The sequence below is a fragment of the Pseudoalteromonas sp. NZS100 genome, assembly GCF_015864815.1.
GTDB lineage: Bacteria > Pseudomonadota > Gammaproteobacteria > Enterobacterales > Alteromonadaceae > Pseudoalteromonas > Pseudoalteromonas distincta.
Genome location: NZ_JADYWM010000024.1, coordinates 18,701 through 42,605, shown reverse-complemented (window position 1 = coordinate 42,605; position 23,905 = coordinate 18,701). Strand labels below are relative to the sequence as shown.

Annotated in this window: 26 protein-coding genes; 15 read left to right on the top strand and 11 right to left on the bottom strand. The window is 39.9% G+C overall.

Annotation, left to right across the window (positions count from 1 at the left end; translation table 11 throughout):
• Nucleotides 1-18 precede the first annotated feature (18 nt).
• On the bottom strand, nt 19-477 hold the full coding sequence (locus I6E69_RS18445) for a hypothetical protein (protein WP_002958528.1): 459 nt from the start codon (nt 475-477) through the stop codon (nt 19-21).
• Between the two features lie 175 nt (nt 478-652).
• On the opposite strand from I6E69_RS18445, the gene leuS reads away from it, so the two are divergent.
• The 13 genes from leuS (at nt 653) to lipA (ending at nt 13,615) form a co-directional block, all read left to right on the top strand.
• The gene (leuS, locus tag I6E69_RS18440) at nt 653-3,241 is read left to right on the top strand and encodes a leucine--tRNA ligase (RefSeq protein WP_197121853.1); all 2,589 of its coding nucleotides are present in this window, start codon (nt 653-655) and stop codon (nt 3,239-3,241) included.
• A 1-nt stretch (nt 3,242) separates the two neighbouring features.
• Nucleotides 3,243-3,734 carry an LPS assembly lipoprotein LptE gene (gene lptE, locus I6E69_RS18435; RefSeq protein WP_024594704.1) on the top strand — a complete coding sequence of 164 codons (492 nt, stop codon included), beginning with the start codon at nt 3,243-3,245 and terminating at the stop codon, nt 3,732-3,734.
• Nucleotides 3,734-4,771: a DNA polymerase III subunit delta gene (gene holA / locus I6E69_RS18430; protein ID WP_197121851.1), complete on the top strand. Its 1,038-nt coding sequence runs from the start codon at nt 3,734-3,736 to the stop codon at nt 4,769-4,771. Before lptE ends, holA begins: the two co-directional genes overlap by 1 nt.
• Before the next feature lie 17 nt (nt 4,772-4,788).
• Nucleotides 4,789-5,424: a nicotinate-nucleotide adenylyltransferase gene (gene nadD, locus I6E69_RS18425; RefSeq protein ID WP_197121849.1), complete on the top strand. Its 636-nt coding sequence runs from the start codon at nt 4,789-4,791 to the stop codon at nt 5,422-5,424.
• Between the two features lie 55 nt (nt 5,425-5,479).
• A complete protein-coding gene (gene rsfS, locus I6E69_RS18420) occupies nt 5,480-5,797 on the top strand; it encodes a ribosome silencing factor (protein WP_002958523.1) in 318 nt (105 codons plus the stop codon).
• Nucleotides 5,798-5,834: 37 nt separating this feature from the next.
• Entirely contained in the window at nt 5,835-6,305 is a 471-nt protein-coding gene (gene rlmH / locus I6E69_RS18415) for a 23S rRNA (pseudouridine(1915)-N(3))-methyltransferase RlmH (protein WP_002958522.1), read from the top strand.
• Nucleotides 6,306-6,314: 9 nt separating this feature from the next.
• On the top strand, nt 6,315-8,183 hold the full coding sequence (mrdA, locus tag I6E69_RS18410; protein ID WP_149602962.1) for a penicillin-binding protein 2: 1,869 nt from the start codon (nt 6,315-6,317) through the stop codon (nt 8,181-8,183).
• Entirely contained in the window at nt 8,180-9,286 is a 1,107-nt protein-coding gene (gene rodA, locus I6E69_RS18405; protein WP_197121848.1) for a rod shape-determining protein RodA, read from the top strand. The genes mrdA and rodA overlap by 4 nt, the downstream gene beginning before the upstream one ends.
• Nucleotides 9,286-10,050, top strand: a complete 765-nt coding sequence (locus I6E69_RS18400) for a septal ring lytic transglycosylase RlpA family protein (protein WP_039489313.1) — start codon at nt 9,286-9,288, stop codon at nt 10,048-10,050. The genes rodA and I6E69_RS18400 overlap by 1 nt, the downstream gene beginning before the upstream one ends.
• Nucleotides 10,051-10,363: 313 nt before the next feature.
• Nucleotides 10,364-11,527: a serine hydrolase gene (locus tag I6E69_RS18395; protein WP_002958518.1), complete on the top strand. Its 1,164-nt coding sequence runs from the start codon at nt 10,364-10,366 to the stop codon at nt 11,525-11,527.
• Between the two features lie 174 nt (nt 11,528-11,701).
• The gene (gene ybeD, locus I6E69_RS18390; protein ID WP_002958517.1) at nt 11,702-11,980 is read left to right on the top strand and encodes a DUF493 family protein YbeD; all 279 of its coding nucleotides are present in this window, start codon (nt 11,702-11,704) and stop codon (nt 11,978-11,980) included.
• A gap of 19 nt (nt 11,981-11,999) precedes the next feature.
• Nucleotides 12,000-12,653, top strand: coding sequence for a lipoyl(octanoyl) transferase LipB (gene lipB / locus I6E69_RS18385; RefSeq protein WP_010554695.1), 654 nt, complete (start codon nt 12,000-12,002; stop codon nt 12,651-12,653).
• Nucleotides 12,650-13,615 (top strand): lipoyl synthase, encoded by a 966-nt coding sequence (gene lipA, locus I6E69_RS18380; RefSeq protein WP_002958515.1) that lies wholly within the window; start codon nt 12,650-12,652, stop codon nt 13,613-13,615. The genes lipB and lipA overlap by 4 nt, the downstream gene beginning before the upstream one ends.
• Before the next feature lie 79 nt (nt 13,616-13,694).
• Here lipA and I6E69_RS18375 read toward each other — a convergent pair whose 3' ends face one another.
• Complete coding sequence (locus I6E69_RS18375; protein WP_197121846.1) at nt 13,695-14,981, bottom strand: VCBS domain-containing protein; 1,287 nt, start codon at nt 14,979-14,981, stop codon at nt 13,695-13,697.
• A gap of 255 nt (nt 14,982-15,236) precedes the next feature.
• Here I6E69_RS18375 and I6E69_RS18370 point away from each other — a divergent pair, with 255 nt between their 5' ends.
• Nucleotides 15,237-15,476, top strand: a complete 240-nt coding sequence (locus tag I6E69_RS18370) for an RNA-binding protein (protein ID WP_002958513.1) — start codon at nt 15,237-15,239, stop codon at nt 15,474-15,476.
• Nucleotides 15,477-15,582: 106 nt separating this feature from the next.
• Here I6E69_RS18370 and I6E69_RS18365 read toward each other — a convergent pair whose 3' ends face one another.
• Nucleotides 15,583-15,732: a hypothetical protein gene (locus I6E69_RS18365; RefSeq protein WP_002958512.1), complete on the bottom strand. Its 150-nt coding sequence runs from the start codon at nt 15,730-15,732 to the stop codon at nt 15,583-15,585.
• Between the two features lie 142 nt (nt 15,733-15,874).
• Between I6E69_RS18365 and I6E69_RS18360 the strand changes: the two genes are divergently transcribed.
• Nucleotides 15,875-17,494: a M28 family metallopeptidase gene (locus tag I6E69_RS18360; protein WP_197121844.1), complete on the top strand. Its 1,620-nt coding sequence runs from the start codon at nt 15,875-15,877 to the stop codon at nt 17,492-17,494.
• Nucleotides 17,495-17,532: 38 nt separating this feature from the next.
• Here I6E69_RS18360 and I6E69_RS18355 read toward each other — a convergent pair whose 3' ends face one another.
• The 8 genes from I6E69_RS18355 to I6E69_RS18320 all read right to left on the bottom strand — a co-directional run bounded on the left by I6E69_RS18355 (nt 17,533) and on the right by I6E69_RS18320 (nt 23,532).
• Nucleotides 17,533-18,480, bottom strand: a complete 948-nt coding sequence (locus tag I6E69_RS18355; RefSeq protein ID WP_024603579.1) for a PDC sensor domain-containing protein — start codon at nt 18,478-18,480, stop codon at nt 17,533-17,535.
• Nucleotides 18,481-18,700: 220 nt separating this feature from the next.
• Entirely contained in the window at nt 18,701-18,916 is a 216-nt protein-coding gene (locus I6E69_RS18350) for an EF-hand domain-containing protein (protein WP_024597051.1), read from the bottom strand.
• An 80-nt stretch (nt 18,917-18,996) separates the two neighbouring features.
• Nucleotides 18,997-19,203 (bottom strand): hypothetical protein, encoded by a 207-nt coding sequence (locus I6E69_RS18345; protein ID WP_010554691.1) that lies wholly within the window; start codon nt 19,201-19,203, stop codon nt 18,997-18,999.
• Between the two features lie 169 nt (nt 19,204-19,372).
• Nucleotides 19,373-19,585: an EF-hand domain-containing protein gene (locus tag I6E69_RS18340; protein WP_002958507.1), complete on the bottom strand. Its 213-nt coding sequence runs from the start codon at nt 19,583-19,585 to the stop codon at nt 19,373-19,375.
• A gap of 597 nt (nt 19,586-20,182) precedes the next feature.
• Nucleotides 20,183-20,398, bottom strand: a complete 216-nt coding sequence (locus I6E69_RS18335) for a TIGR02450 family Trp-rich protein (protein ID WP_002958506.1) — start codon at nt 20,396-20,398, stop codon at nt 20,183-20,185.
• Between the two features lie 80 nt (nt 20,399-20,478).
• Complete coding sequence (locus tag I6E69_RS18330; protein WP_039489305.1) at nt 20,479-20,832, bottom strand: cupredoxin domain-containing protein; 354 nt, start codon at nt 20,830-20,832, stop codon at nt 20,479-20,481.
• 20 nt (nt 20,833-20,852) lie between these two features.
• On the bottom strand, nt 20,853-23,099 hold the full coding sequence (locus I6E69_RS18325; protein ID WP_197121842.1) for a heavy metal translocating P-type ATPase: 2,247 nt from the start codon (nt 23,097-23,099) through the stop codon (nt 20,853-20,855).
• Nucleotides 23,089-23,532 carry a MerR family transcriptional regulator gene (locus tag I6E69_RS18320; RefSeq protein ID WP_002958503.1) on the bottom strand — a complete coding sequence of 148 codons (444 nt, stop codon included), beginning with the start codon at nt 23,530-23,532 and terminating at the stop codon, nt 23,089-23,091. The genes I6E69_RS18325 and I6E69_RS18320 overlap by 11 nt, the downstream gene beginning before the upstream one ends.
• Nucleotides 23,533-23,905 lie beyond the last annotated feature (373 nt).

Sequence of the window (23,905 nt, the reverse complement as noted above, 5' to 3'; positions counted from 1 at the left end):
GCCACTTAATACTTATATTTAAGGGTGCAGCGCCTTACGACTAAAATAGATTCCATCACATTCAATACACGGTGTAATTTGTGTCGCGTGATAAACATCGTAACTATGAGTGCAATTCTTACATACTAATGTGCCCATGGCTATCCATTCGCCTGCGTGATACACACCATTGTGCTTAAAATCTTGACTAAGAGATTGCCACTCAAGCTGAGTTTTATCTTCTATGTGCGAAAGCTCAAACCATAAGGACTCTTTAAGCTCTTGCCATGCAAGCGAATTATAGTGCGATTCGTTTTCTTGGACATGTTCTATATCGCGCTGTAAATAGCTTTTATATAAAGCGTATCTTTCTTGCCCTAAATCTTTAAGTGCCTGCTCAGATTCAACAAATCGAGTAACTGCGTCTTTTACTTCATGATCTTTTACATCTTTTAGCCATTTGGTTAAATCGCCAAGCCATGCTTTATAATCTGCCATTTTTTACTCCTTCAAAATTGCTGTTAAATCACCCTATAACTTAGATAAGTATAGGTTAACCTGAACTGAAGGTTAGAATTTATCAAAACCGCGTTTTTGACGCTGTGAATAGCACTTTATTTGGGGTATCCTAATGGCAATTTTTTATTAGTTTGCAAGAAGTCTGGAACCATAGATGCAAGAGCAATATAACCCGCAAGATATAGAGTCAAAAGTACAAAGCTACTGGGAAGAAAACCAGGTATTTAAAGTCACTGAAGATGAGAGCAAAGAAAAGTATTATTGCCTTTCTATGTTTCCTTATCCGAGTGGTCGACTGCATATGGGTCATGTACGTAACTACACCATTGGTGATGTTGTTTCTCGTTTCCAGCGCCTGCAAGGCAAAAACGTAATGCAACCTATGGGTTGGGATGCGTTTGGTTTACCTGCAGAAAACGCTGCTATTAAAAACAAAACAGCACCTGCTAAGTGGACATACGAAAATATTGATTACATGCGTACACAGCTTAAGCAATTAGGTTTTGGTTATGACTGGGATCGCGAAATTGCGACGTGTCATCCAGAATACTACAAGTGGGAGCAGTGGTTTTTCACTAAGCTTTACGAAAAAGGCTTAGTGTATAAAAAAATGTCGACGGTTAACTGGGATCCAGTGGATCAAACAGTATTAGCTAACGAGCAAGTTATTGACGGTCGCGGTTGGCGTTCAGGCGCTGTGGTTGAGCAAAAAGAAATTCCACAGTGGTTTATTAAAATTACCGACTACGCACAAGAACTACTTGACGATTTAGACAAGTTGGAAGATTGGCCAGAGCAAGTTAAAACAATGCAGCGTAACTGGATTGGCCGCTCTGAAGGGTGTGATATTGAATTTAAACGCACCGATAACGACGAAACTTTTAGCGTATACACAACTCGTCCAGACACCTTTATGGGTGTTACGTATGTTGCTGTTGCTGGTGGTCACCCTATTGCACAAGAAGCCGCTAAAAATAGCGATGCTGTTGCAATGTTTGTTGAAGAATGCAAAAACACCAAAATTGCCGAAGCAGACATGGCAACAATGGAGAAAAAAGGCATAGCAACAGGCTTTTACGCAACTCACCCATTAACGGGCGAGCAAGTACCAATTTGGGTCGCTAACTTTGTATTAATGCATTACGGCTCAGGCGCTGTTATGGCGGTACCTGCACACGACCAACGCGATTTTGAATTTGCAACGGCTTACGGCCTAGATATTAAACAAGTAATTGCACCGGTTGAAGGCTCAGATCTTGAAGTAAACCTTGAGCAAGAAGCATTTACCGACAAAGGTGTGCTTGTAAATTCAGGTGAATTTGACGATCTTGATTTTGATGCCGCGTTTAAAGCCATTGCCGACAAGCTTGAAGCACTCGGTGTTGGGGAGCGTAAAGTAAACTTCCGTCTACGTGACTGGGGTGTGAGCCGTCAGCGTTATTGGGGTTCTCCAATCCCAATGCTTAGCGACGAAGAAGGCAAAGAACTTGCAGCAACAGAAGATATGCTACCAGTTCGCTTACCAGAAGATGTAGTAATGAACGGTGTAACGTCACCTCTTAAAGCAGACCCAGAATGGGCTAAAACAACAGTAAATGGCGCACCTGCGTTTCACGAAACTGACACGTTTGACACCTTTATGGAATCATCTTGGTACTACGCACGCTACTGTAGCCCACGCTACGACGAAGGCATGCTAGATCCAGCGGCTGCTAACTATTGGTTACCAGTAAATCAATACATTGGTGGTATTGAACACGCTATTTTACACTTATTGTACTCGCGATTTTTCCATAAATTATTACGTGACTTTGGTTTAGTAAATTCAGACGAGCCGTTCGACCGCTTACTTTGTCAAGGTATGGTGCTTGCTGAAACATTTTATCGTAAAGATGAAAAAGGCGGCGATGTATGGATTTCGCCAAGCGATGTAAATACCGAAACCGACGACAAAGGTCGCGTAACTAAAGCATGGCATAAAGAAGACGGTGAGCCGGTATTCTCATCTGGCATGAGTAAAATGTCGAAGTCTAAAAACAACGGTATAGACCCACAACAAGTAATTGCCCAATACGGTGCAGATACAGTGCGTTTATTTATGATGTTTACAGCACCACCAGAGCAAACGCTTGAGTGGTCAGACTCAGGTGTTGAAGGCGCACATCGCTTCTTAAAACGTGTATGGAAATACGCAGTAGACGTTAAAACAGTAGGTTACCAAGCACTTGATAAATCAGCGCTCACTAACCCGCAAAAAGTACTACGTCGCGACTTACACAAAGCAATTGCTAAAGTGACTGATGATGTTGAACGTCGTCAAACCTTTAACACCGCTATTGCAGCCATTATGGAGCTTTCTAATAAGTTATTAAAAGCACCACTGAGCGACAAACAAGATGTAGCGATTGCTAACGAAGCACTTGAAGCATTAGTTATTATGCTTGCACCTATTACTCCGCATTTATCACATGAGCTTTGGAAAGAGCTTGGTAAAGAAGGCGAAATTTTAGATGCAGCATGGCCAAAAGTTGACGAGTCGGCTCTTGTTGAAGATGAAAAACTAATCATCGTACAAGTAAACGGCAAGCTTCGCGCTAAGTTAACAGTTGCAGCTGATGCCACTCAAGAGCAAGTAGAAGCCCTTGCGTTTGCAGAATCTAACGTAACTAAATTTACGGATGGCGCAACTATTCGTAAAATCATTTACGTTCCAGGTAAACTACTTAACGTGGTAGCTAACTAATATGGCTGCATTTAACGCCATTAAAAATGGACTAGCCTTAGTGCTAGTCTGTTTTTTGTTATCAAGCTGTGGCTTTCATTTAAAAAAAGCCTCTAGCTTGCCTGATAACTTAAAACAGCTAACACTTGTAGGCGATGATGAAAAATCGACTTTATTTACTGAGCTTAAAAAAGAGCTTAAAGCGAGTAACGTAGAGCTAGTATCGTCAGCTAAAGATAAAGCCCAATTGTATTTACGCAAAGAAAGTATTGAACGCCAAACACTTTCGCTGTTTCAAAATGGTCAGGTTGCTGAATACGAACTTGCTTATGGCGTGTCGTATGTAGTTAAACTCCCAGGCGAAAAAGCGATAGAAAAACGTTTTGAGCTTTACCGTAATTACCAAGACGATCCGGATCATGCATTAGCAAAAGCAAAAGAGCTTGAGCTACTCATTAGCGAGATTCGTGAGCAAGCCAGTCGTCGTATTGTTAGAGAGCTGTCGCAACTATAATGCGCTGCTACGCTAATCAACTACCGAGTGAATTAAATAAAGGGCTAAAGCCCTTTTATTTAGTATTTGGTGAAGAGCCTTTTCAAGAAGCGCAATGCGTACAACAAATTCGCGACAGTGCTAAACAACAAGGTTTTGATGAAGTAATTAAGTTTACTTTAATGCAAGGATTCGATTGGCAAGAAATCATAGCCCAGTATCAGAGCATGTCGCTGTTTAGCGCCCGCACTATTATTGAGCTTGATTTAAACCAACAAAAGCCAGGCGTTATTGGCAGCAATACCTTTAAAAAAGTAGTTGAGCTGGTTAATCCCGATACTATTTTAATTGTTAAAGGCGCTAAAGCCAGTCAAGAAGTACAACGTGGTGCATGGTTTAAAGCCCTTGATAAACTAGGCGTGTTCGTACCTTGCTACCCACTCACGGGCTCTCATGTAAAACGATGGCTTGATGAGCAATGCCAACGTTTATCACTTAATATGCAAAGCGACGCCAAAGTAAGCTTAATAAATGCCACTGAAGGCAACTTATTAGCCTGTTTTCAGGAGCTTGAAAAGCTCTCGCTACTACACGGCAATGCATTAATTACTCAGCAACTAGTTATGCAAGGGCTGTTAAATCAAGCCAAGTTTGATATTTTTGATTTAAGCGATGCACTATTAAATGGCCACGCTAAACAAGCTATAAAAGTACTAAACAAACTTGCCAGCGATAACACCGAAGTGGTGAGTATTTTGTGGGCTATAACCAAAGAGCTTAATACACTTATAAGTGTGCAACTTGGTTTATTAAATGGCGAACCTATAGCAAATTTATTTAAACAAAAAGCAATTTGGAAAAACCAACAAGGTCCAGTTCAAAACGCAATTAACCGTTTAAATATGCACACACTAGAACAAATAAACAGTGATGTTGCGTTGTTTGATGCGAGTTACAAGCAAGGTAATTTAATTGCACCTTACCAAGCGCTTGCTCATATTTGTATTAAATTTTGCCAGCCGCTCAACATTCCTATGCCTTGCCACGCGGTTAATTAATAAATAATGGGTGTTAAATGATCGCAATTTTTGGTGGCACTTTCGACCCCGTCCATTTAGGCCATCTAAATATGGCGCAGCAATGCGTTAATGCGTTTAATTTAGATACGCTTTATTTTATGCCCTGTGCACTCCCTGCACATAAAGCAGCGCCGGGAATTAGTACTCAGCACCGTATTAATATGCTAAACGCAGCCATTGCACCTTATCCTCATTTTGAACTCGATTTAAGAGAGCTTAACCGAGCTGGTCCATCGTATTCGCTACTTAGTTTGCAAGAACTTCGTAAAGAGCACCCCACTACACCTATTTTATTTTTAATTGGTATGGACTCGTTTAACAATCTCGATAAGTGGTTTGAGTGGAAGGCAATAACACAGCTTTGCCATATTGTGGTGTACCAGCGCCCTGCTCAACATTGCACTGTAAAAGGTGAGCTCAAAAGCTATATGCAACACGCAAATGTTGGCGAAGTAGCGGCACTTAAACACTCACTTGCAGGTAAACTTTATTTTTTACCGGGTGAAATGCTCGATGCAGCCTCAAGTACAATTCGCAAGCAGCTAAAAAAAAGTAATAAAAAGAATGAACTATTGCCCGACGCAGTGAGTCATTACATAGAAGTGCATCAGCTCTATCAAATTGATGCTTAAAAACTCCTAGCGTGTTAAAATGCGCGCCATTAAATTTTTAAATTGAGACAAAACCTTGGATTCAAAACAACTACTCGCCTTTGCTATGGACAAAATTGACGATATGAAAGCGCGTGACATCGTTCATATTGACGTAACTGAAACATCAGATATTACAGATTACATGGTAATTTGTTCTGGTACTTCTAAACGCCACGTACAGTCAATTGCCGATCACTTAGCAAAAGAAGCGCGTCATGCAGATTCAGAGCCACTAGGTTATGAAGGTGAAGGCGACGGCGAATGGGCACTGGTTGATTTAGGTGATGTGGTTGTACACGTGATGCAAAACGAAGCACGTAGCTATTACGATCTAGAAAAACTGTGGGGCTAAACGCTCACTCATTTTAGACAATGCTTGGAAGTAATACGTGAAAATACAAATGATTGCTGTTGGTACTAAAATGCCAGCATGGGTAGAAACGGGATTTGCAGAATATCAGCGCCGTTTCCCTAAAGATATGGCGCTAGAGTTAATCGAAATTCCAGCCGGTAAACGTGGTAAAAATGCAGATATAAAGCGTATTTTACACATTGAAGGTGAAAAAACATTAGCGGCTATTCCAAAAGGCAATCGTATTGTAACGTTAGAGGTAACAGGGAAAGCACTGGATACTCACCAACTTGCTAAAAATATGGAAAAATGGCAACTCGATGGCCGCGATGTAAGTTTACTTATTGGTGGACCTGAAGGACTTGCTCCAGAGTGTATTGCAGCGTCTGAGCAAAAATGGTCGTTATCTAATTTAACATTGCCGCATCCTTTGGTGCGTATAATTGTTGCAGAGAGCCTTTACCGAGGCTGGAGCTTAAATAACAACCATCCTTATCATCGCGAGTAACCCCTTGCCATGCTGAAACATAGACCCACTATTCGTGACCACTCCGCAGAAGCAAACTTATTTGCTAGGCGAGCATTTGTGGGTTTTGTTTTTGTATTAGGATTAGTCGCAGTATTGCTTTCTAATCTTTATACTATTCAGGTCGAAGATCACCAAGACTACCAAACCCGCTCCAACGATAACCGCATTAAAGTTATTCCTATTGCACCCAACCGTGGTTTAATTTACGACCGTAACGGTGTGCTACTTGCTGAAAACAAACCTGTTTACAACCTTGAGGTCATCCCCGAAGAGGTAGACGACCTTGACGAATCGCTTGATCAAATAAGTAAAATAATTGCGATTACAGAGCAAGACAAACAAGACTTTTTAAAAGATATAAAACACACCCGTCGTTTTAAATCACAAGTATTAAAAGCCCGCTTAGACGAAACAGAAGTGGCGAAATTTTCGGTTAATCAACATAAATTCCCTGGTTTTAGCATTGAGGCACGCCTTGCACGCTACTACCCATTTGGCGACACACTAACGCATGCGCTCGGTTACGTTGCCAAGCTTAATAGAAAAGAGCTAAACCAATTAGAACAAGAAGACCGTGCAACCAATTACCGCGCCACACATGATATTGGCAAACTCGGCATAGAAAAATATTACGAAGAAACACTGCACGGTAAAGTAGGCTCACAACGGGTAGAAGTTAATAACCGTGGCCGTGTAATACGCACCCTGAGCATGACCCAACCGCAACCTGGTAGCGACTTAGTACTTACTTTAGACGTGGGCTTGCAACAAATAGCACAACATGCGCTTAAAGATATGCGTGGCGCTGTTGTAGTTATGGACGCCAAAGATGGCGGCGTGCTGGCACTTTATTCAAACCCAAGTTACGATCCAAACTTATTTGTACACGGCATTAGCAGCAAAAATTATAAAGCGCTGCTTAACCAAGACCGGCCATTAATAAACCGTACTACGCAAGGTCGTTATGCGCCGGCCTCTACTGTAAAGCCCTTAATGGCTGTATTAGCGCTTGAAGAAAATATAGTAAATGAGTCAACATCAATGTGGGATCCAGGCTTTTTTGAAATACGAAACGTAGAGCATAAATGGCGTGACTGGAAACGTTGGGGCCATGGTCATGTAGATGTATACAAAGCCATTGAAGAGTCGTGCGATACCTATTTTTACGATGCGGCTTATCGATTAGGCATTACTAAAATAAGCGATTTTATGGCCCGTTTTGGCTACGGTGATTTGTCAGGTATTGATATTCACGAAGAAACTACTGCTATTCTACCTTCAAAAGAATGGAAAGAAGGACGCTTTAAAGAGTCTTGGTGGCCTGGTGACACAATTTCTGTAGGCATTGGCCAAGGTTACTGGACTGCCACACCAATTCAAATTGCAAATGCAACTAACATATTAGTTAATCGTGGTATTAATCATCCCCCTCATTTGGTGCAAGTAATAAAAAAAGATAGCGACATAACGCAAATTAACAACGAAGAAAAACCTCCTGTTATTTTAAAAGATCCGCGCCATTGGCAAGTATCGTTAGATGCAATGCATAATACAGTACAAAAAATATCAGGCACAGCCCACAAAGCATTTAAAGGGACTAACTACGACTCGGCTGGTAAAACCGGTACCGCGCAAGTAGTTAGTATTGCCCAAGGTGAGCGTTACGATGCAGAATCTCTTAAAGAACGCCAACGCGATAATACAATTTATGTAGGCTTTGCACCTTATAGCGATCCTAAAATTGTGGTTTCTGTTGTATTAGAAAACAACCACGGCGGCATTCAAATAGCTCGCCAACTTATGGATTACTACTTTGCAGCCAACCCTGTTAATCTTGCAAGGAACGAGACACCATGACCGCTTTGCACGATAAACGCTCTATTTGGATGCGTATGCACCTCGACCTACCGCTGCTTATTGCACTACTTATAATGATGGCTGGCAGCATAATGGTTGTTTACAGCGCAAGCGGGCAAGAGTCTTCTATGATGATTAGGCATATGACCCGCATGGGCGGTGCGATTGTTGCTATGATTGTTTTAGCCCAGTTTTCGCCTGCCACGTTAAAGCGGTTAGTGATCCCACTTTATTGTGTTGGGTTATTAATGCTAGTCGGTGTACTTTTATTTGGAGTAAGCTCAAAAGGCGCGCAGCGTTGGCTCAATTTAGGGGTGACACGATTTCAACCTGCAGAATTAATGAAGTTGGCTGTCCCGATGATGGTAGCTTGGTATATAGGTAGAAACCACTTACCACCTCGCCCGCTACATTTAATTATTGGTTTTATGATTGTAATGCTCCCTACATTATTAATTAAAGAACAACCCGACTTAGGTACCGCTATACTTATTGCAAGCTCAGGTATATTTGTATTATTTTTGTCTGGTTTGAGTTGGCGTTTAATAGGCTTTTTAAGCTCGATTGTAGCGCTTGCTGCATGGCCATTTTGGCACTACGGTATGCACGATTATCAAAAACAACGTGTACTCACCTTTTTAGATCCTGAGAGCGATCCGCTTGGTTCGGGTTATCATATTATTCAATCGAAAATTGCTATTGGATCAGGCGGCATAGAAGGTAAAGGCTGGTTGCTTGGTACACAATCGCAATTAGAGTTTTTGCCAGAGCGCCACACCGACTTTATATTTTCGGTTTTAAGCGAAGAATTTGGCTTATTCGGCGTATGTGTTTTACTTAGCCTGTACTTATTTATTATTGGTCGTGGTTTATACATTGCTGTTAATGCACAAGATGCATTTGGTAAATTGCTCGCAGGCGCACTCACCCTCACCTTTTTTGTATATATCTTCGTAAACATAGGCATGGTATCGGGTTTATTACCTGTTGTAGGCGTACCTTTACCACTGATTAGTTATGGTGGTACATCGATGGTGACGTTAATGGCAGGCTTTGGCATTATTATGTCAATCGCGACAGATAAAAGGATGCTTTTAAAATAATGCGACACACAAATCAGCTTATATTTACCACGTTATTAATTTTGCTTTTAAGTGCTTGTAGTAGTGGGCCAAGTAGCCGTTATAGTATGCGTCATGATGCAGCGCCATTAAGAGCCCCAACTACACTTGAGATGCAAGACGCTATAGTTACCGAAACCACTAAAAGTGCTAGCGCTAGCCGCCCATACACAGTGCTTGGTAAAAGCTATTCGCCCATGCTTGATGAGACGGGTTATAGTGAGGAAGGTATTGCCTCTTGGTATGGTCGTAAATTTCATGGTTATCACACCTCAAATGGTGAAACGTATGATATGTTTGCCATGACCGCAGCGCATAAAACGCTGCCACTACCTAGCTTTGTTAAAGTAACCAATACAGCAAATGGTAAATCGGTAATCGTACGCGTGAACGACCGTGGCCCATTTCATGACGATAGAATAATTGATCTTTCGTACGCAGCCGCTTATAAGCTTGGCTACTACACCCATGGTACAGCAAAGGTTAAGCTAGAGGCCGTTACGCTTGCGGGCGCAACTGCGCGTCAAACCTATATTCAGGTAGCTGCAGGTAGTACACTTGCTAATATTGAAGCACTTGCCAGCACATTGCGAGAGCAATACAAATTACCAACAAATATTGTGCAAAAAGACGATATTTACAGACTGCATTTAGGGCCAATAAAAGATACCCCTCATGCAAACGAAGTATTAAAAAAATTAAAAGAAAATCAATTTCAAAACGCGTTCTTGCTTTACACTCAGTAAGACTAATACCCAAACTATCCCAGGATGCAGAATTCAGCGTTGCACTGGGGCTTAATATCTAGGCGTTACTTTGTAGAAATGGTAATCCCTTTTAAAAAGTAACAACACAGAGAGTAAGCTCCAGTGAAACGCCCTAAGGGTTGGTTTAAAAACGATTTATACTGCGTTATTGATTTGAACAATAGAGTAACTATTATTTGCAATCAATGCCTTGCCTAAATCGTTTTTAACTCCAACGACGCTCGCATCTCGGGGTAGTTTGGGTATAGAATGGCGTAACGCGAATCTTTAACTTTAACCATTAATGAGTATGATGAAATCTATTAAACATAAAATCCTCAAAGGTGTATGCGGCCTAGTTTGTACAGCCGCCGTATTCTCAGCCAGCGCCCAAATTATTCCGGCACCACCTCAAGTTAATGCGAAAGGTTATTTTTTAGTCGACTTTACAACTGGTAAAGTTATTGCTGAAGGTGAAGCCGATACACAGCTAGCACCTGCAAGTTTAACTAAAATGATGACCAGTTATGTAATTGGTACTGAAATTAAAGCAGGTAATATTGCCACTACCGATATGGTAACGGTAAGCGAAAAAGCATGGGCTAAAAACTTTCCAGAATCTTCAAAGATGTTTATTGAAGTAGGTAAACAAATTAGTGTTGATGAGCTTAACCACGGTATTATTATTCAATCAGGTAATGATGCATGTGTAGCAATGGCTGAGCATATTGCTGGAAGCGAAAGCGCATTTGCTGATTTAATGAATGCCCATGCTGCTAAATTAGGTATGAGCAACAGTCACTTTATCAACAGCCACGGCCTTGATACTGACGAGCACTTCACAACTCCACGCGATATGGCGACACTTGGTGCTGCTCTTATTCGTGATGTGCCAGATGAATATGCACTTTATAAGCAAAAATCGTTTACTTATAACGGCATTAAGCAATATAACCGTAACTCATTATTATGGGATGAAAGCTTAGATGTTGACGGCATTAAAACAGGGCATACATCAGAAGCTGGTTACAGCCTAGTTACCTCAGCAACTAAAAACGATATGCGTTTAATTGCTGTTGTTATGGGTACCTCAAGCGAACGAGCTCGTAAAGTAGAAAGTAAAAAGCTACTTAACTATGGTTTTCGTTTTTATGAAACAATTACTCCGTACAAAGCAGGCGATAGCTTTGCAGAACAACGTATTTGGATGGGTAACAAAGAGAACGTATCTTTAGGTATTTTAGAAGATACACCAATTACTATCCCACGTGGTCAGCATAAAAACCTTAAAGCTAACTTTGAGCTAGATAATACGCTTGAAGCACCACTTGCTAAAGGTACTAAAGTAGGTACGTTATTCTTACAACTAGAGGGCGAAGATATTGCTCAATACCCACTAGTAACACTTGAGGAAGTGGAAGAAGGCAGCTTCTTTAGCAAAATTTATGATTACTTACGTTTACAGATCATGCAGTAATTTATATCTCCCCTATTAACTAGGTAACTAATTTAAACGTCTCCGCTGTGAGGCGTTTTTTTTTGCTTGAAAAATGTTAGAATGCGCCCCATATAAGCAAGACTGCTAATTGCCTATCTGTATTAAGCTTCAAGCTTGCATAGAGTCCACACTTTTGTATGAGGAGTCACCGTCGTGGTTCAACCTGTTAAAGATACTAAATTTGATGAGTACCTAGAGTACCCTTGCCCATTTACATTCAGAATAATGGGTTTAGCTAACGTAAACTTAACTGATCAAATTTTAGCTAAGTTACAACCAATAGCACCTGGCGATTACGCCCCTAAAGTAAAACCAAGCAGCAAAGGTAATTATGAGTCAGTAAGCCTTGTAGCAACAGTTACTAGTGGCAAACACATTGAAGAAATTTACAACGTGATCAGCAATATTGATGACGTACGCCACATGCTTTAATCCATAGTTGAGATTTGTTGTGAACGAAAACACTTTGATCGTACGCCAACTGGGTCGTCAGCGTTATATGCCAATTTGGCAAAAAATGCAGGACTTTACCGACACCCGTGATGAAAATACGCCAGATGAAATTTGGCTTGTAGAGCACGAGAGTGTATTCACCCAAGGTCAGGCTGGTAAGGACGAACACTTACTAGCTCCTGGCGACATTGAGGTGATTAAAGTTGACCGTGGCGGGCAAGTAACTTACCACGGCCCTGGCCAGCAAATGATGTATGTATTATTTAATCTACGTCGTTTAAAGATTGGTGTACGTGAACTGGTTACGTGGCTTGAAGAGTGCATTATTGAATCACTCGCCGAGTATGGTATTGAAGCTTATGCTAAAGCTGATGCACCAGGTGTATACGTTAATGACAGTAAAATTGCATCCCTTGGTTTAAGGGTTCGTCGTGGTTGCTCGTTTCATGGCTTAGCATTAAATGTTAACATGGACCTAAGTCCATTTTTACGCATTAACCCATGTGGTTATGCGGGCATGAATATGGTGCAAACTAAAGAATTAGATGGTCCTCAAAACCTAGAAAGTGCGGGTGAAGGATTGGTGAAACACATGATCAAGAAGCTTAATGCAACACAGGTTAAGCATACTGAAGGGTTTGAAAACGAATGAATAAACCAGTCAAAATGGAACCAGGTGTAAAACTACGCGACGCAGAAAAAATGGCGTTGATCCCAGTAAAAGTTTTACCTACAGAAAAAACTGAAATGTTGCGTAAGCCAGAATGGTTAAAAATTCGCTTACCTAAATCAACCGATCGTATTGACGGTATTAAAAAAGCGCTACGTAAGCATGGCTTACACTCGGTATGTGAAGAAGCTTCGTGCCCTAACCTATCTGAATGTTTTAACCACGGTACAGCTACCTTTATGATTTTAGGTGCTATTTGTACTCGTCGTTGCCCATTTTGTGATGTTGCTCATGGTCGCCCATTAAAACCTGATGCCACTGAACCTGAAAAGCTAGCACTTACTATTAAAGATATGAAGCTAAGCTACGTTGTAATCACTTCAGTTGACCGTGATGATTTACGTGATGGTGGTGCACAGCATTTTGCAGATTGTATTCGCGAGATTCGTAAACATAATCCAACTATCACTATCGAAATTTTAGTACCTGATTTTCGTGGTCGTATGGACCGCGCACTAGAGATATTAATCGAGACGCCACCAGATGTGTTTAACCACAATCTTGAAACTGCGCCACGTTTATACAAACTAGCTCGTCCAGGTGCTGACTACAAATGGTCATTAGAGTTACTTCGTCGCTTTAAAGAAGCTCACCCAGAAGTAAAAACTAAATCAGGCTTAATGGTTGGTTTAGGTGAAGAAATTAGCGAAATTGAAGAAGTACTTCGCGATTTACGTGCTCACAACGTTGACATGCTAACTGTAGGCCAATACCTACAACCTTCTAAGCATCACTTACCGGTTAAGCGCTACGTGCCACCAGTAGAGTTTGACGGCTTAAAAGCGTATGCAGACGAAATTGGCTTTACTCACGCGGCTTCTGGCCCGTTTGTACGTTCAAGCTACCATGCTGATCAACAAGCAGCGGGTAAAGAAGTGAAGTAATCACTTTCTCAAAAAATTAAAAAAGCCGTTAATGATGCATAATTATTAACGGCTTTTTCATGCTAATTGATAAAATAGCTTACTGCGCTATCTTACCTTTTGTAATAGATAAATCAGCAAACCTAACACGTTCTTCATCAGCGCGAAGGCTGTCGGTTTCAACAATTGAGCGGTAAATTCCCCACTTAGGACGAGCAAAATCATCATCACTAAAGCCGCGCCACATATCTATGTTTTGCTCGCTTATATTAAATATCTCTGCATTATCGCTTAAGCGCGTTAACGTCATATCAAACTTGCCATTTTCACTAAATGTAGCTTGTACAAATACCTCGACCCATTCATCTGTAATGAGTGACCAGTCGGTTTCAATGAGGTTTTTATCAAGCCCTGTGCTGTTACCGTTTTCATCAAAGCCTGCACTATATCGCACTTGCAACTGATTACCTGTGCTGTTTTTTTGAGCCCCAGAGAGCGTGATAATAGGCTGGTCGTCATTACCATTGGTGTTGTCGTTGCTATCATTTCGGGCTTTTATTTGAAAAAAATGGCTAAACTTACTCGTAAGCTCAAGCTCGCTGCTTACTTTAAATTTCCAGCTATATTGAAATGTCTCACCCTCAAACGCCAGTGTTTCTTGTGGTGATTTATCGTAGGTCTTTATTTCGTTACGTTGTCTATCACTTACGCCTTTGTCTTTATCTTGGTCATCATCTCGGTGAGCTAAAAAGACAAAATGGTTACCAATTATCGTATCGGTATCTTCAAGAATATGGACAACACTTTCATGATTGCCAGCATATAGGTCTGGAGATTCAATTGACCCTTCGCCGAAGGCATTTTCAATAAGTGTGTATGCGTCAAGCCCCGAATTAACGCCATCTGAACGCAATAAAACGTGTGATATTTTCTCAAAGCCATCAGCTTGAGCTATTGGTGCACCTACAATTGTTATGATAATTTGTGCGCTAGTACCATCTACAGAGTTTACTGTTATTGTATCTTGTAGTGTTTCACCTTCACTTAAAGATGTTATTGATGCGTTTAAATCGTCAAGTGTGTATGACCAATCTCCACCAGCATTTAAGCTAAAAAAACCATAGCTTGTAGCGCTATTTTCTTGTGCTACAAAAGCAGCTTCACCTGATTGTTGATCCGTAATAGTTAATGAGCCTGTTATTGCATCATTACTATCACTAATAACTTCACCTAGAGTGTTACCACCAATTGTTGCAGGAGTTTGTGAAGAAATCGCTTCATTATTTTGCACCGTAGGATCAGAGCCTGAGCTGCCACAACCAGTAACTAAACAAGATAGAAGTATAGCTGTAACTGTATTACAGGGTTTAAGGGTATATTTAGACATGAGTAGTTCTGCGGTTAATAGTAAGCTAATTAAATGTGAATTTACCAATTTATTGTACAAATAACCACAATTCAATTACCAATTAACATTACCAATTTACTGATATTTTAAATTTAATTATAAAATCTATTATTTTCATAGTGATACAAAAAATTATTTCTATAGAGTGTTTATTTATATTTGTTTTAAAATAAAATTAGGTTAAACCTGAGTTACTTGAGATAATTAATACTGACATAATTATTTAGGTTCATTATGAAACTATTAGTTCGTAACTTGTCTCGTGCTACCACTGAGCATGAGCTTCGTACTTTATTTGCAGAGCACGGTAAAGTGACTACTTGTAACTTGGTACTTGATAAAGAAACTGGCCAATCTAAAGGTTTTGCCTTTGTAGAAATGCCAAACGACATAGAAAGTAAAAGCGCAATTACTGCACTTAACCAATCTACTGTTGATAAAAGTAAGATCCGCGTAAAACTTGCAGACGCATAAAGCTAACTGCAACCTATGCAAAAAAACCAGCTAATGCTGGTTTTTTGCTTTTAGTGCCAAGTATTGTATTTAAGCTTTATATTTAGCTAAAAAAACTAAGCGGTTATTAAATCGCTTTTTTTATACTTATAGTGCCCAATATTATAAAAGAAGCAGACAGCACAAAAAATGTCTCCTGCTCAGCTAATATTGCAGCAGCAAAAAATGCAATGCCACTAGCTATAAATAAATACCCACTTTTTTTACATTGGCCCATTATGTGCTCCTTTAGATTGTTCGTTATTTATACACCTTATAAAATCAATCTGCAATTGAATGAAAAGTTCTCTATAAAAATTCGACATCGCTGCGGTGCTTCCTTTATATTGAAAGCCTAATTAAATAACAATATGAAGACTATGGCATCTACTCTTATAAAAAGCGCTAGCCTAAGCTTGCTAGTTGCCCTCTTTGGCTGCTCAGAGCCTGCAAGCGAACAAACTCCATTAGAAAATACAGCAGGTGTAAGCCTTAGCAATATTAAACAGCATATTAGAACGCTAGCCTCTGATGACTTTGAAGGCCGAGGCCCACTTACTCATGGTGAAGTAAAAACCGTAGGCTACTTAAGCGAGCAATATAAAGCGCTGGGTTTAACCGGTGCTTATAAAGGTAAATACTTACAGCCTGTAAAAATGGCAATGGTGACAGCTAATCAGGATATGCAGTTAAAGGTAGGTGATTTAAGCTTTGAATCAGGTAAAGACTTTACCGCACGTACCGAGCAACTTCAGCCATTAATTGATGTACGCAATTCTGACATTGTATTTGTTGGCTATGGTATTAATGCACCAGAATATAACTGGAATGACTATAAAAATATTGATGTAACTGGTAAAACTGTGGTTGTGCTAGTTAACGATCCAGGCTTTGCTACTCAAAACGACGCCCTTTTTACTGGTAATGCAATGACCTACTATGGTCGTTGGACTTATAAATATGAAGAAGCCGCTCGCCAAGGTGCAAAGGCTGTATTTATTGTTCATGAAACAGCACCTGCGGCATATCCTTGGGGCGTAGTTGAAAGTTCAAACACCGGCACTAAATACACGTTAATGGATAACAATTTAAACGCGTCTAAATTACCGGTTATGGGCTGGCTAACACTTGATGCGACTGAGAAAATGTTTAACGCCGCAAAGCTTAACTACCAAGATTTAAAACAAGCAGCATTAAATGATGACTTTAAAGCGACGCCACTTAACTTAAAAGCAAACCTTGCCTTTAAAAACGAAGTATCACATGCAAAATCGCATAACGTAGTTGCACAAATTACAGGTAGCGAATCACCTGACGAATACGTTGTTATTAGCGCTCACTGGGACCACTTTGGTACTAAACAAACTGATACCGGCCCTAAGATTTATAACGGCGCGGTAGATAACGCTTCAGGCACTGCAGCCACGCTTGAAATAGCACGCATCATGAGCAAAATGAACAAGCAAAAACCATTTAAACGCTCAATTATTTTTGCTAACTTTACAGCAGAAGAAACGGGGTTAATTGGCTCTGAAGAATTTGCATCGGGTGCGGTTGTACCTACAAAACAAATGGTCGGTTTATTAAATATTGATGGCATGAACGTGCTTGATGGCACTGACTATATTTTACAATACGGTAAAAATTTATCGACAATGGAAAACTATTTAGCAAAGGCTGCAAAATCACAAGGCCGTGTTGTTAAAATGGATCCTCGCCCGCAAAATGGCTTGTTTTTTAGATCAGATCATTTCTCACTTTCTAAGCAAGGCGTGCCTAGTTTATTATTTATGAGCCTGGGCGATACCGATCCTGAGTACATTGCGCATAAATACCATAAAGAAGCAGACGACTACTCAGCTGATTGGTCGTTAGGTGGCGTTAAGCAAGATATAGATCTTATTGTTGATATAGCCACTCAACTTGCAAACAATGGCGATTGGCCAAAGTGGACGAGCGAGTCTGACTTTAAAGCCAAACGCGCGCAAGATAAGCAATAAATAGCTATTAAATAGAGTTATGTAATATAAAAATCCTCCTACTTGGAGGATTTTTGTTTTAAACGAGCCCGCATTAATAGCGTTTCAGCCTTTGCCCCTAAGTAAACATAAATAGCCAGTGCAATTAAAAGCCCTACCACTGCCAGCATCATCGCTATGGCAGGCATTAAATATTCCGATTGCCCCAACGCCGCTTTAAACATAGTTAACAGCGCCTCAATTGATATAGCAATCAACACAGTAGAGATAAACCGTGTAATAGTGCGCCGCGTAGACGAGTGCCTAAAAATATCCTTATGCATAAGGATTTCTTCTTCGAGTATTGTTTTACCTAAGTCAAATACTGCTAATGCCAAGGTGATGTAAATAATGATACTAAAGGGTTCAAGTGGGTCTGATGAGGTATCTACATGAGTTAATAGCGCGTATATATCACTAAAAACGATATTTAGTAAAAATAATACTAAGCAAAATAAGCACGCCACAATAATACCGTAACCCGCCTTGAAGTAAGGCGACATATTAGCGCGCGCAGTATCACCCATTACAAACTCAATAAGCTGCGTTAAGCTCACATCAACGACCAAGTAATGCTGATTATTAATTGGTTTTTTTAGCTCTTTAATCGCCGATATACATAAATGGTTAGTCGCTATAGAAATATAGGGATCAGTAAAGCACACTTTATCACTTGCTTTAGCGTTCAAAAAATAGGGTCGCTCGCTTAAATCCTGTTGATTACCACTTTCACCTAATTTTTTGCTATATGCGCGTTTAAAGCAGACATTATTACCCTGCTGCAAACCTTCTGCATTCAAACAATATTGTAATTCTAAAAATGGGTACTGCTTAATCAGATAGCGGGTATCACGCTCTTTAGTTAATCCGTCCTCAATACTCATTAAAATAGATTCAAGTAAACTGTGTATTACATGCTCATATTCGTGGTAGCGCTCAACACTACTGATATAACTCATTCGCGCCATTTTAAATACTCATTAACCTAAGTTATAAATAGATTTGCAAGTTTAAAACCAACAATAAAATAACTTAATAATCAGTAACTTGACACTATTCAAACTCAAGTTTTGCACTACTTTGGTGACTAAAAAGTAATATATTAAATTAAATGCACAAAAAAGCAGCTAAGTATTAATTACTTAGCTGCTTTGTGAGTATTACTGGTAAGGTTCTACATAGAGCTTATTACTGAACCTTCGAAAACTCTTCTTTAGATAACTCGCCATTTCCATCTGTATCTAATTGATCAAAAAGCTGTACTAGTTGCGAGTTTACTTGGGCTTCTGTTTTGCTAATTACGCCGTCGCCATCTGTATCAAAAGAATCAAAATCTACCGCAGCAAACGCCGCTGAAGAAGAAGCTAGGGCTACAAGTGCTAAAGTTTTGTGTAATGTTTTCATAATCGTTTCCTTAGGCTTTGAGCCTGATTAGGGGTAAGAAGTCCTTTTCAAAGATCCTTTAGGAGTAAAGTGTTTATAAATTAATATTCAAAAAAATCATTTTCTGTCGGGCCACCGCTACTTTGAACATTCAGCTCGTCAAATTGCTCTATAACTTGCACCGATTCTTCAGAGCGACTAATTGAAGCGTTGTCGTCTGCATCGAGTGTTTCAAAGTCTGTGTTTGCAAAAACTACTGACGAAGAAACAATAGCCATAAGTACAAATGTTGATTGTAGCTTTTTCATAATTTAATCCTTCAAAAGTATGCGGTGTCCTAAATAAATTTGCTCTATAGTGCTCTCTAGTCACTTCCTGGTTATTCTTTTTAGTAGGCTCCCTTGCCTACTTAGGTTGTCTTTGGCAACTCAGAATTTAGATAACATCACAGAGCATTAACTGCTTAAGGCTTTAATTTTAGGCCTTAGAAAACTCATCTTCAGATAGCTCACCATCTTGGTTTGTATCGAGTTCATTAAACTTGCTTAAAAGCTCAGCATCTACTGAAGCTTCGGCTTGGCTGATTGCGCCATTACCATCTACGTCTAGCGTATCAAAATCTGTTGCTGCAAAAGCCGCTGATGAAGAAGCTAGCGCCATTAGTACTAATGTTGATTGAAATGTTTTCATAATAGTATTCCTTCATTGGGTTGTTGCGATTAAGGCCTTTGGCTTTCATCACGTTTTGCTTAATACACTCTAGGTATTACAACTTCGGTGCCACTTTTTATTTATTATTTAAAAACAATGAGTTAAATGATATAAAGCGAGAAAAGCTTAATTTGAGGAGGTGTTATTGTTGCTATTTAGCAACAGTCATTTAACTAAAAATAATAAACCATTACAAATCAATTGGTTAAGTTTAATTAAAAAGACACACTTTTGCTAAAAAGCCAATAAGGGGGCGTTTAGGTTAGCCTTCAAGATAAACTGAATATGAACATGGAAATTACATCGGATTTATTTGCGGCTATTAAATAATTAATTTACTTATAATCAGTAAGTTACATTGTTTTTGAAATTTATTATAAAAATTTTGGAAAGATATTTTGAAATTAACTGTTTTGTTGCCAAATGGCGAATTTATTTAGGAAGGTTTCAATGCTAAAGCTAAGTTGTAGCATTAAACTCATAATTTAATGCGCTGTAAAACATAGGTTCGCTTGAGTTAAGCAAACCTACACCGTGTGCCAGCTATTGGAGTGAAGTAAATTATATAGATTTAAACTACTTCCACCCTTGTAGCCACTTTTGGTTATCTTTTAAATCTCGCCAACTAATTGGATATTGATTTTTTGACATAACAGCCTCAGTAATACATTCAATTACATTGCCGTCTTCATCAAATTCCACCTCAACAATAATGAAGTGTTTTTCTTTATTTATAGCAGGTGTTGCGGTCCATTTACTATTCAATAATTTTTTAGGGTTTAGTTTATTCATTTAGTATAACGACTCCTACTCATCTATTTATACAGCTTATATAAGGCAATTATACGACCCCAACACCTACTTAGCTCAGATTACTGAGCAACTAGCTTGCCCTTATACATTTGCATTTGGCAATGAAAGTCATACTCACCGGCTTCAAGCGCGGGTAGTTTAACCGTATTGCCATCACCCATTGCCAGCGTTTTACTTATATCAAGCTGTGGAAATACCACTGTTTCGGCGCACGGCGCGCTGTCTTTTCTATCAAAGGTAAGTACAACCTCTTTGTTGGCTGCCACTTTAATGTGTCCTGGCTTATAAACACCGTTATCAACGACTATCATTACTTTGTTGTCATCACTTTGTGTTTGCTCTGGTTTGTATAGCCAAAACCAATAAATAATTGCGGCTATTAACAGTGCACCACCTATATTAATCATCAACATAATGTACTCCTTAGCTTAAATTACGATTTATTTGGTTTGAAAAAACGTAAGCGATTAGCGTTACTTACCACTGTAAGCGATGAAAGTGCCATAGCTGCACCTGCAACAACAGGGTTAAGTAGTATGCCAAAAAATGGATACAACACGCCGGCTGCAATCGGAATACCCGCCACGTTATAAATAAAGGCACCAAATAGGTTTTGTTTAATATTTGAAATAGTTGCATTACTCACTGCAATTGCATCAGCAAGGCCATGTAACGAACCACGCATTAAGGTAATGTCTGCACTTTCTATTGCAACATCGGTACCTGTACCAATTGCAAATCCTACGTCGGCTTGCGCAAGTGCGGGGGCATCGTTAATACCATCACCTGTCATACCCACTATTTCACCATTTGCTTGGCGTTTTGTTACTTCGTTTACTTTGTCATCGGGCATTACTTCTGCAATAAAGTCATCAATACCGACTTGCTTAGCAACGGCTTGTGCAGTGGCTTTGTTGTCACCTGTTAGCATAACTAGGTGGATACCTTTATCTTGCAGGCGTTTAATAGCTTCAACTGAATCCTCCTTAATAGGATCGGCTACTGCAATAATAGCGTGGAGCTTATTATTACTTGCAAAATACATGGGTGTTTTAGCATCACTGGCAAGTGTTTGAGCTTGCTCGGTTGCATCATCAACGGCCACGTTGTATTTATCCATTAGCGCTTTATTGCCAAACAACAATGTTTGCCCGTCAACACTGCCTGTGACACCTTTACCTGTAATTGCGTTAAAGTCGGCTACTTTACTTAAAGCTAAGCCCTGCTTTTTAGCGTGTGCCGTAATTGCTTGGGCCAGTGGATGCTCTGAGCTACTTTCAAGGCTTGCAACAAGTTGCATTACTGTATTTTCATCACTGTTATTAAAGGTAACTACATCGGTAACTTGCGGTGTGCCTTGAGTAATAGTGCCTGTTTTATCTAAAATCATGGTGGTGATTTTAGATGTTGTTTGCAGCGACTCACCATTTCGAATTAATATTCCTGACTCTGCAGCTTTACCAATACCCACCATAACCGACATAGGGGTTGCGAGTCCTAGCGCACAAGGACAAGCAATAATAAGTACAGTGGTAACCGCAACAACGGCATAAGCAATTGATGGCTCAGGTCCGAAGTTTAACCATGCAAGGCCTGCAAGCACCGCAATAATCATGACTGTTGGTACAAATATTCCTGATATAACATCAGCTAAGCGCCCTATTGATGGCTTTGAGTTTTGTGCACGCTTTACCATATTGATAATATTGGCAAGTGTGGTTTCGCTACCAATGTGCGTGGCTTTAAATAATAAAGTGCCACTTTTATTGATACTTCCGGCAACGACTTTATCGCCCGTTTTTTTGCTTACAGCCATTGGCTCACCAGTAAGCATTGACTCATCAACCGTACTGCTGCCTTCAATAACATCGCCATCCACAGGGATTTTTTCACCCGGGCGTACGCGTACTTCATCATTTTTTACAACATCACTAATGTCGATGTCTTGCTCTTGACCATCGCGAATTACGCGTGCAGTTTTTGGTTGCAGGCCAATTAAGCGTTTAATTGCTTGTGAGGTGCGCCCACGTGCTTTTACTTCAAAAGCGAGCCCTAAACTAATTAAACCGATGATCATCGATGATGCTTCAAAATATACGTGTCTTGCAACTTGTGGTAATAAGTTTGGTGCTATTACCACAAACATTGAATACAGCCACGCAGTACCTGTACCAAGCGCTATTAATGTATCCATATTGGCAGCATGGTTTTTGAATGCCTGCCATGCACCGTTGTAAAATTGTTTACCTGATATAGCCATAACCACAAGCGTGACTATACCCACTAAAAACCAGGCTATTCGTTGTGTGTCGGTGGTCACACTCATGTCAAAAATAAGCCCGTATATCATTAACGGCGCACCGACCCCTAACGCTAATATCATATTACGCATTAGCTTTTTATAATGTGCCTCATCCGACTTTGCTTTTTCATCAAGTGCATCTTGATCAGACTCGTTACTCATTGGCTTAGCTGAATAACCAATGTTTTCGACTGCTTTAATAAGCGTGCTTTCGCGGGCTTTACCTTCTACACGGACAGTACGCTCAGCAAAGTTCATTTCCACGTTTTGCGCGCCTTGCACGCTATTAAGAGCTTTTTCAATTTTAGCCACACAACTGCCGCAATTAGCACCCTCAATAATAAAGTTTTGCGCGGTGTCTTTTGTATTAGTCGTCATTACGCTGCTCCTTATTTGCAGAATCGTTTATTGGATCAACAAAAGATTCTATTAAACTACATACGTCACTGGCATTTGCACCATCGGCTGATGTATCCCATTGCGCCAGAGCTGCATGCATTCTGTTTCGTAATTTTAATGTTTCTTGAAATAGTGCTTCGGTTTCTTCTAGGCGTTTAGTAATGAGTTTACGCGTTAACGGACAAGGACAATTCCCCTGCTCTGACTCGCCTATAATGTGTTGAATATCTTTAAGTGAAAAACCTAGTTGACGAGAGCTAATAATAAACTTTAAACGCTGCTGGTCTTGCTTTGTATACTCTTGGTAGCCATTTTCTTCACTGCGTATTGGGTTAAGTAACCCAATACGTGTGTAATGACGAACAGTATCGGCAGTCACGCCCATTAACTTAGCGAGTTGTTTAACATACATAATTTAGCTCCGTCGTGTTTCAGTAGCTTCATAATAAACCTAGGTGCAACACATAGGTCAATGACTATTTTAAAACTAATAAAATAATACCAATTCGCTTAATTAAGTAACCTATTTAAGACAAGAAAATAGTGTTGATAACAAGGCAAAGGTTTCGTTATTTAGTTCTTATCACTAATTGCCTCTGCATCCATGCAGTGTATATCAAAATGTTTAACGCAGTTAACGCCGAATTTAATCCCTCAAATTGATTAAGTATTGTTGCTCATTGGTATAATGACACAAACATAATTAACTTAAGCTGATATCGGGCGTGTATTATCTGGAGGGGGCGTAATTTAGCACAGAAGCGCCTAAGTAAGGCGCGTATTAA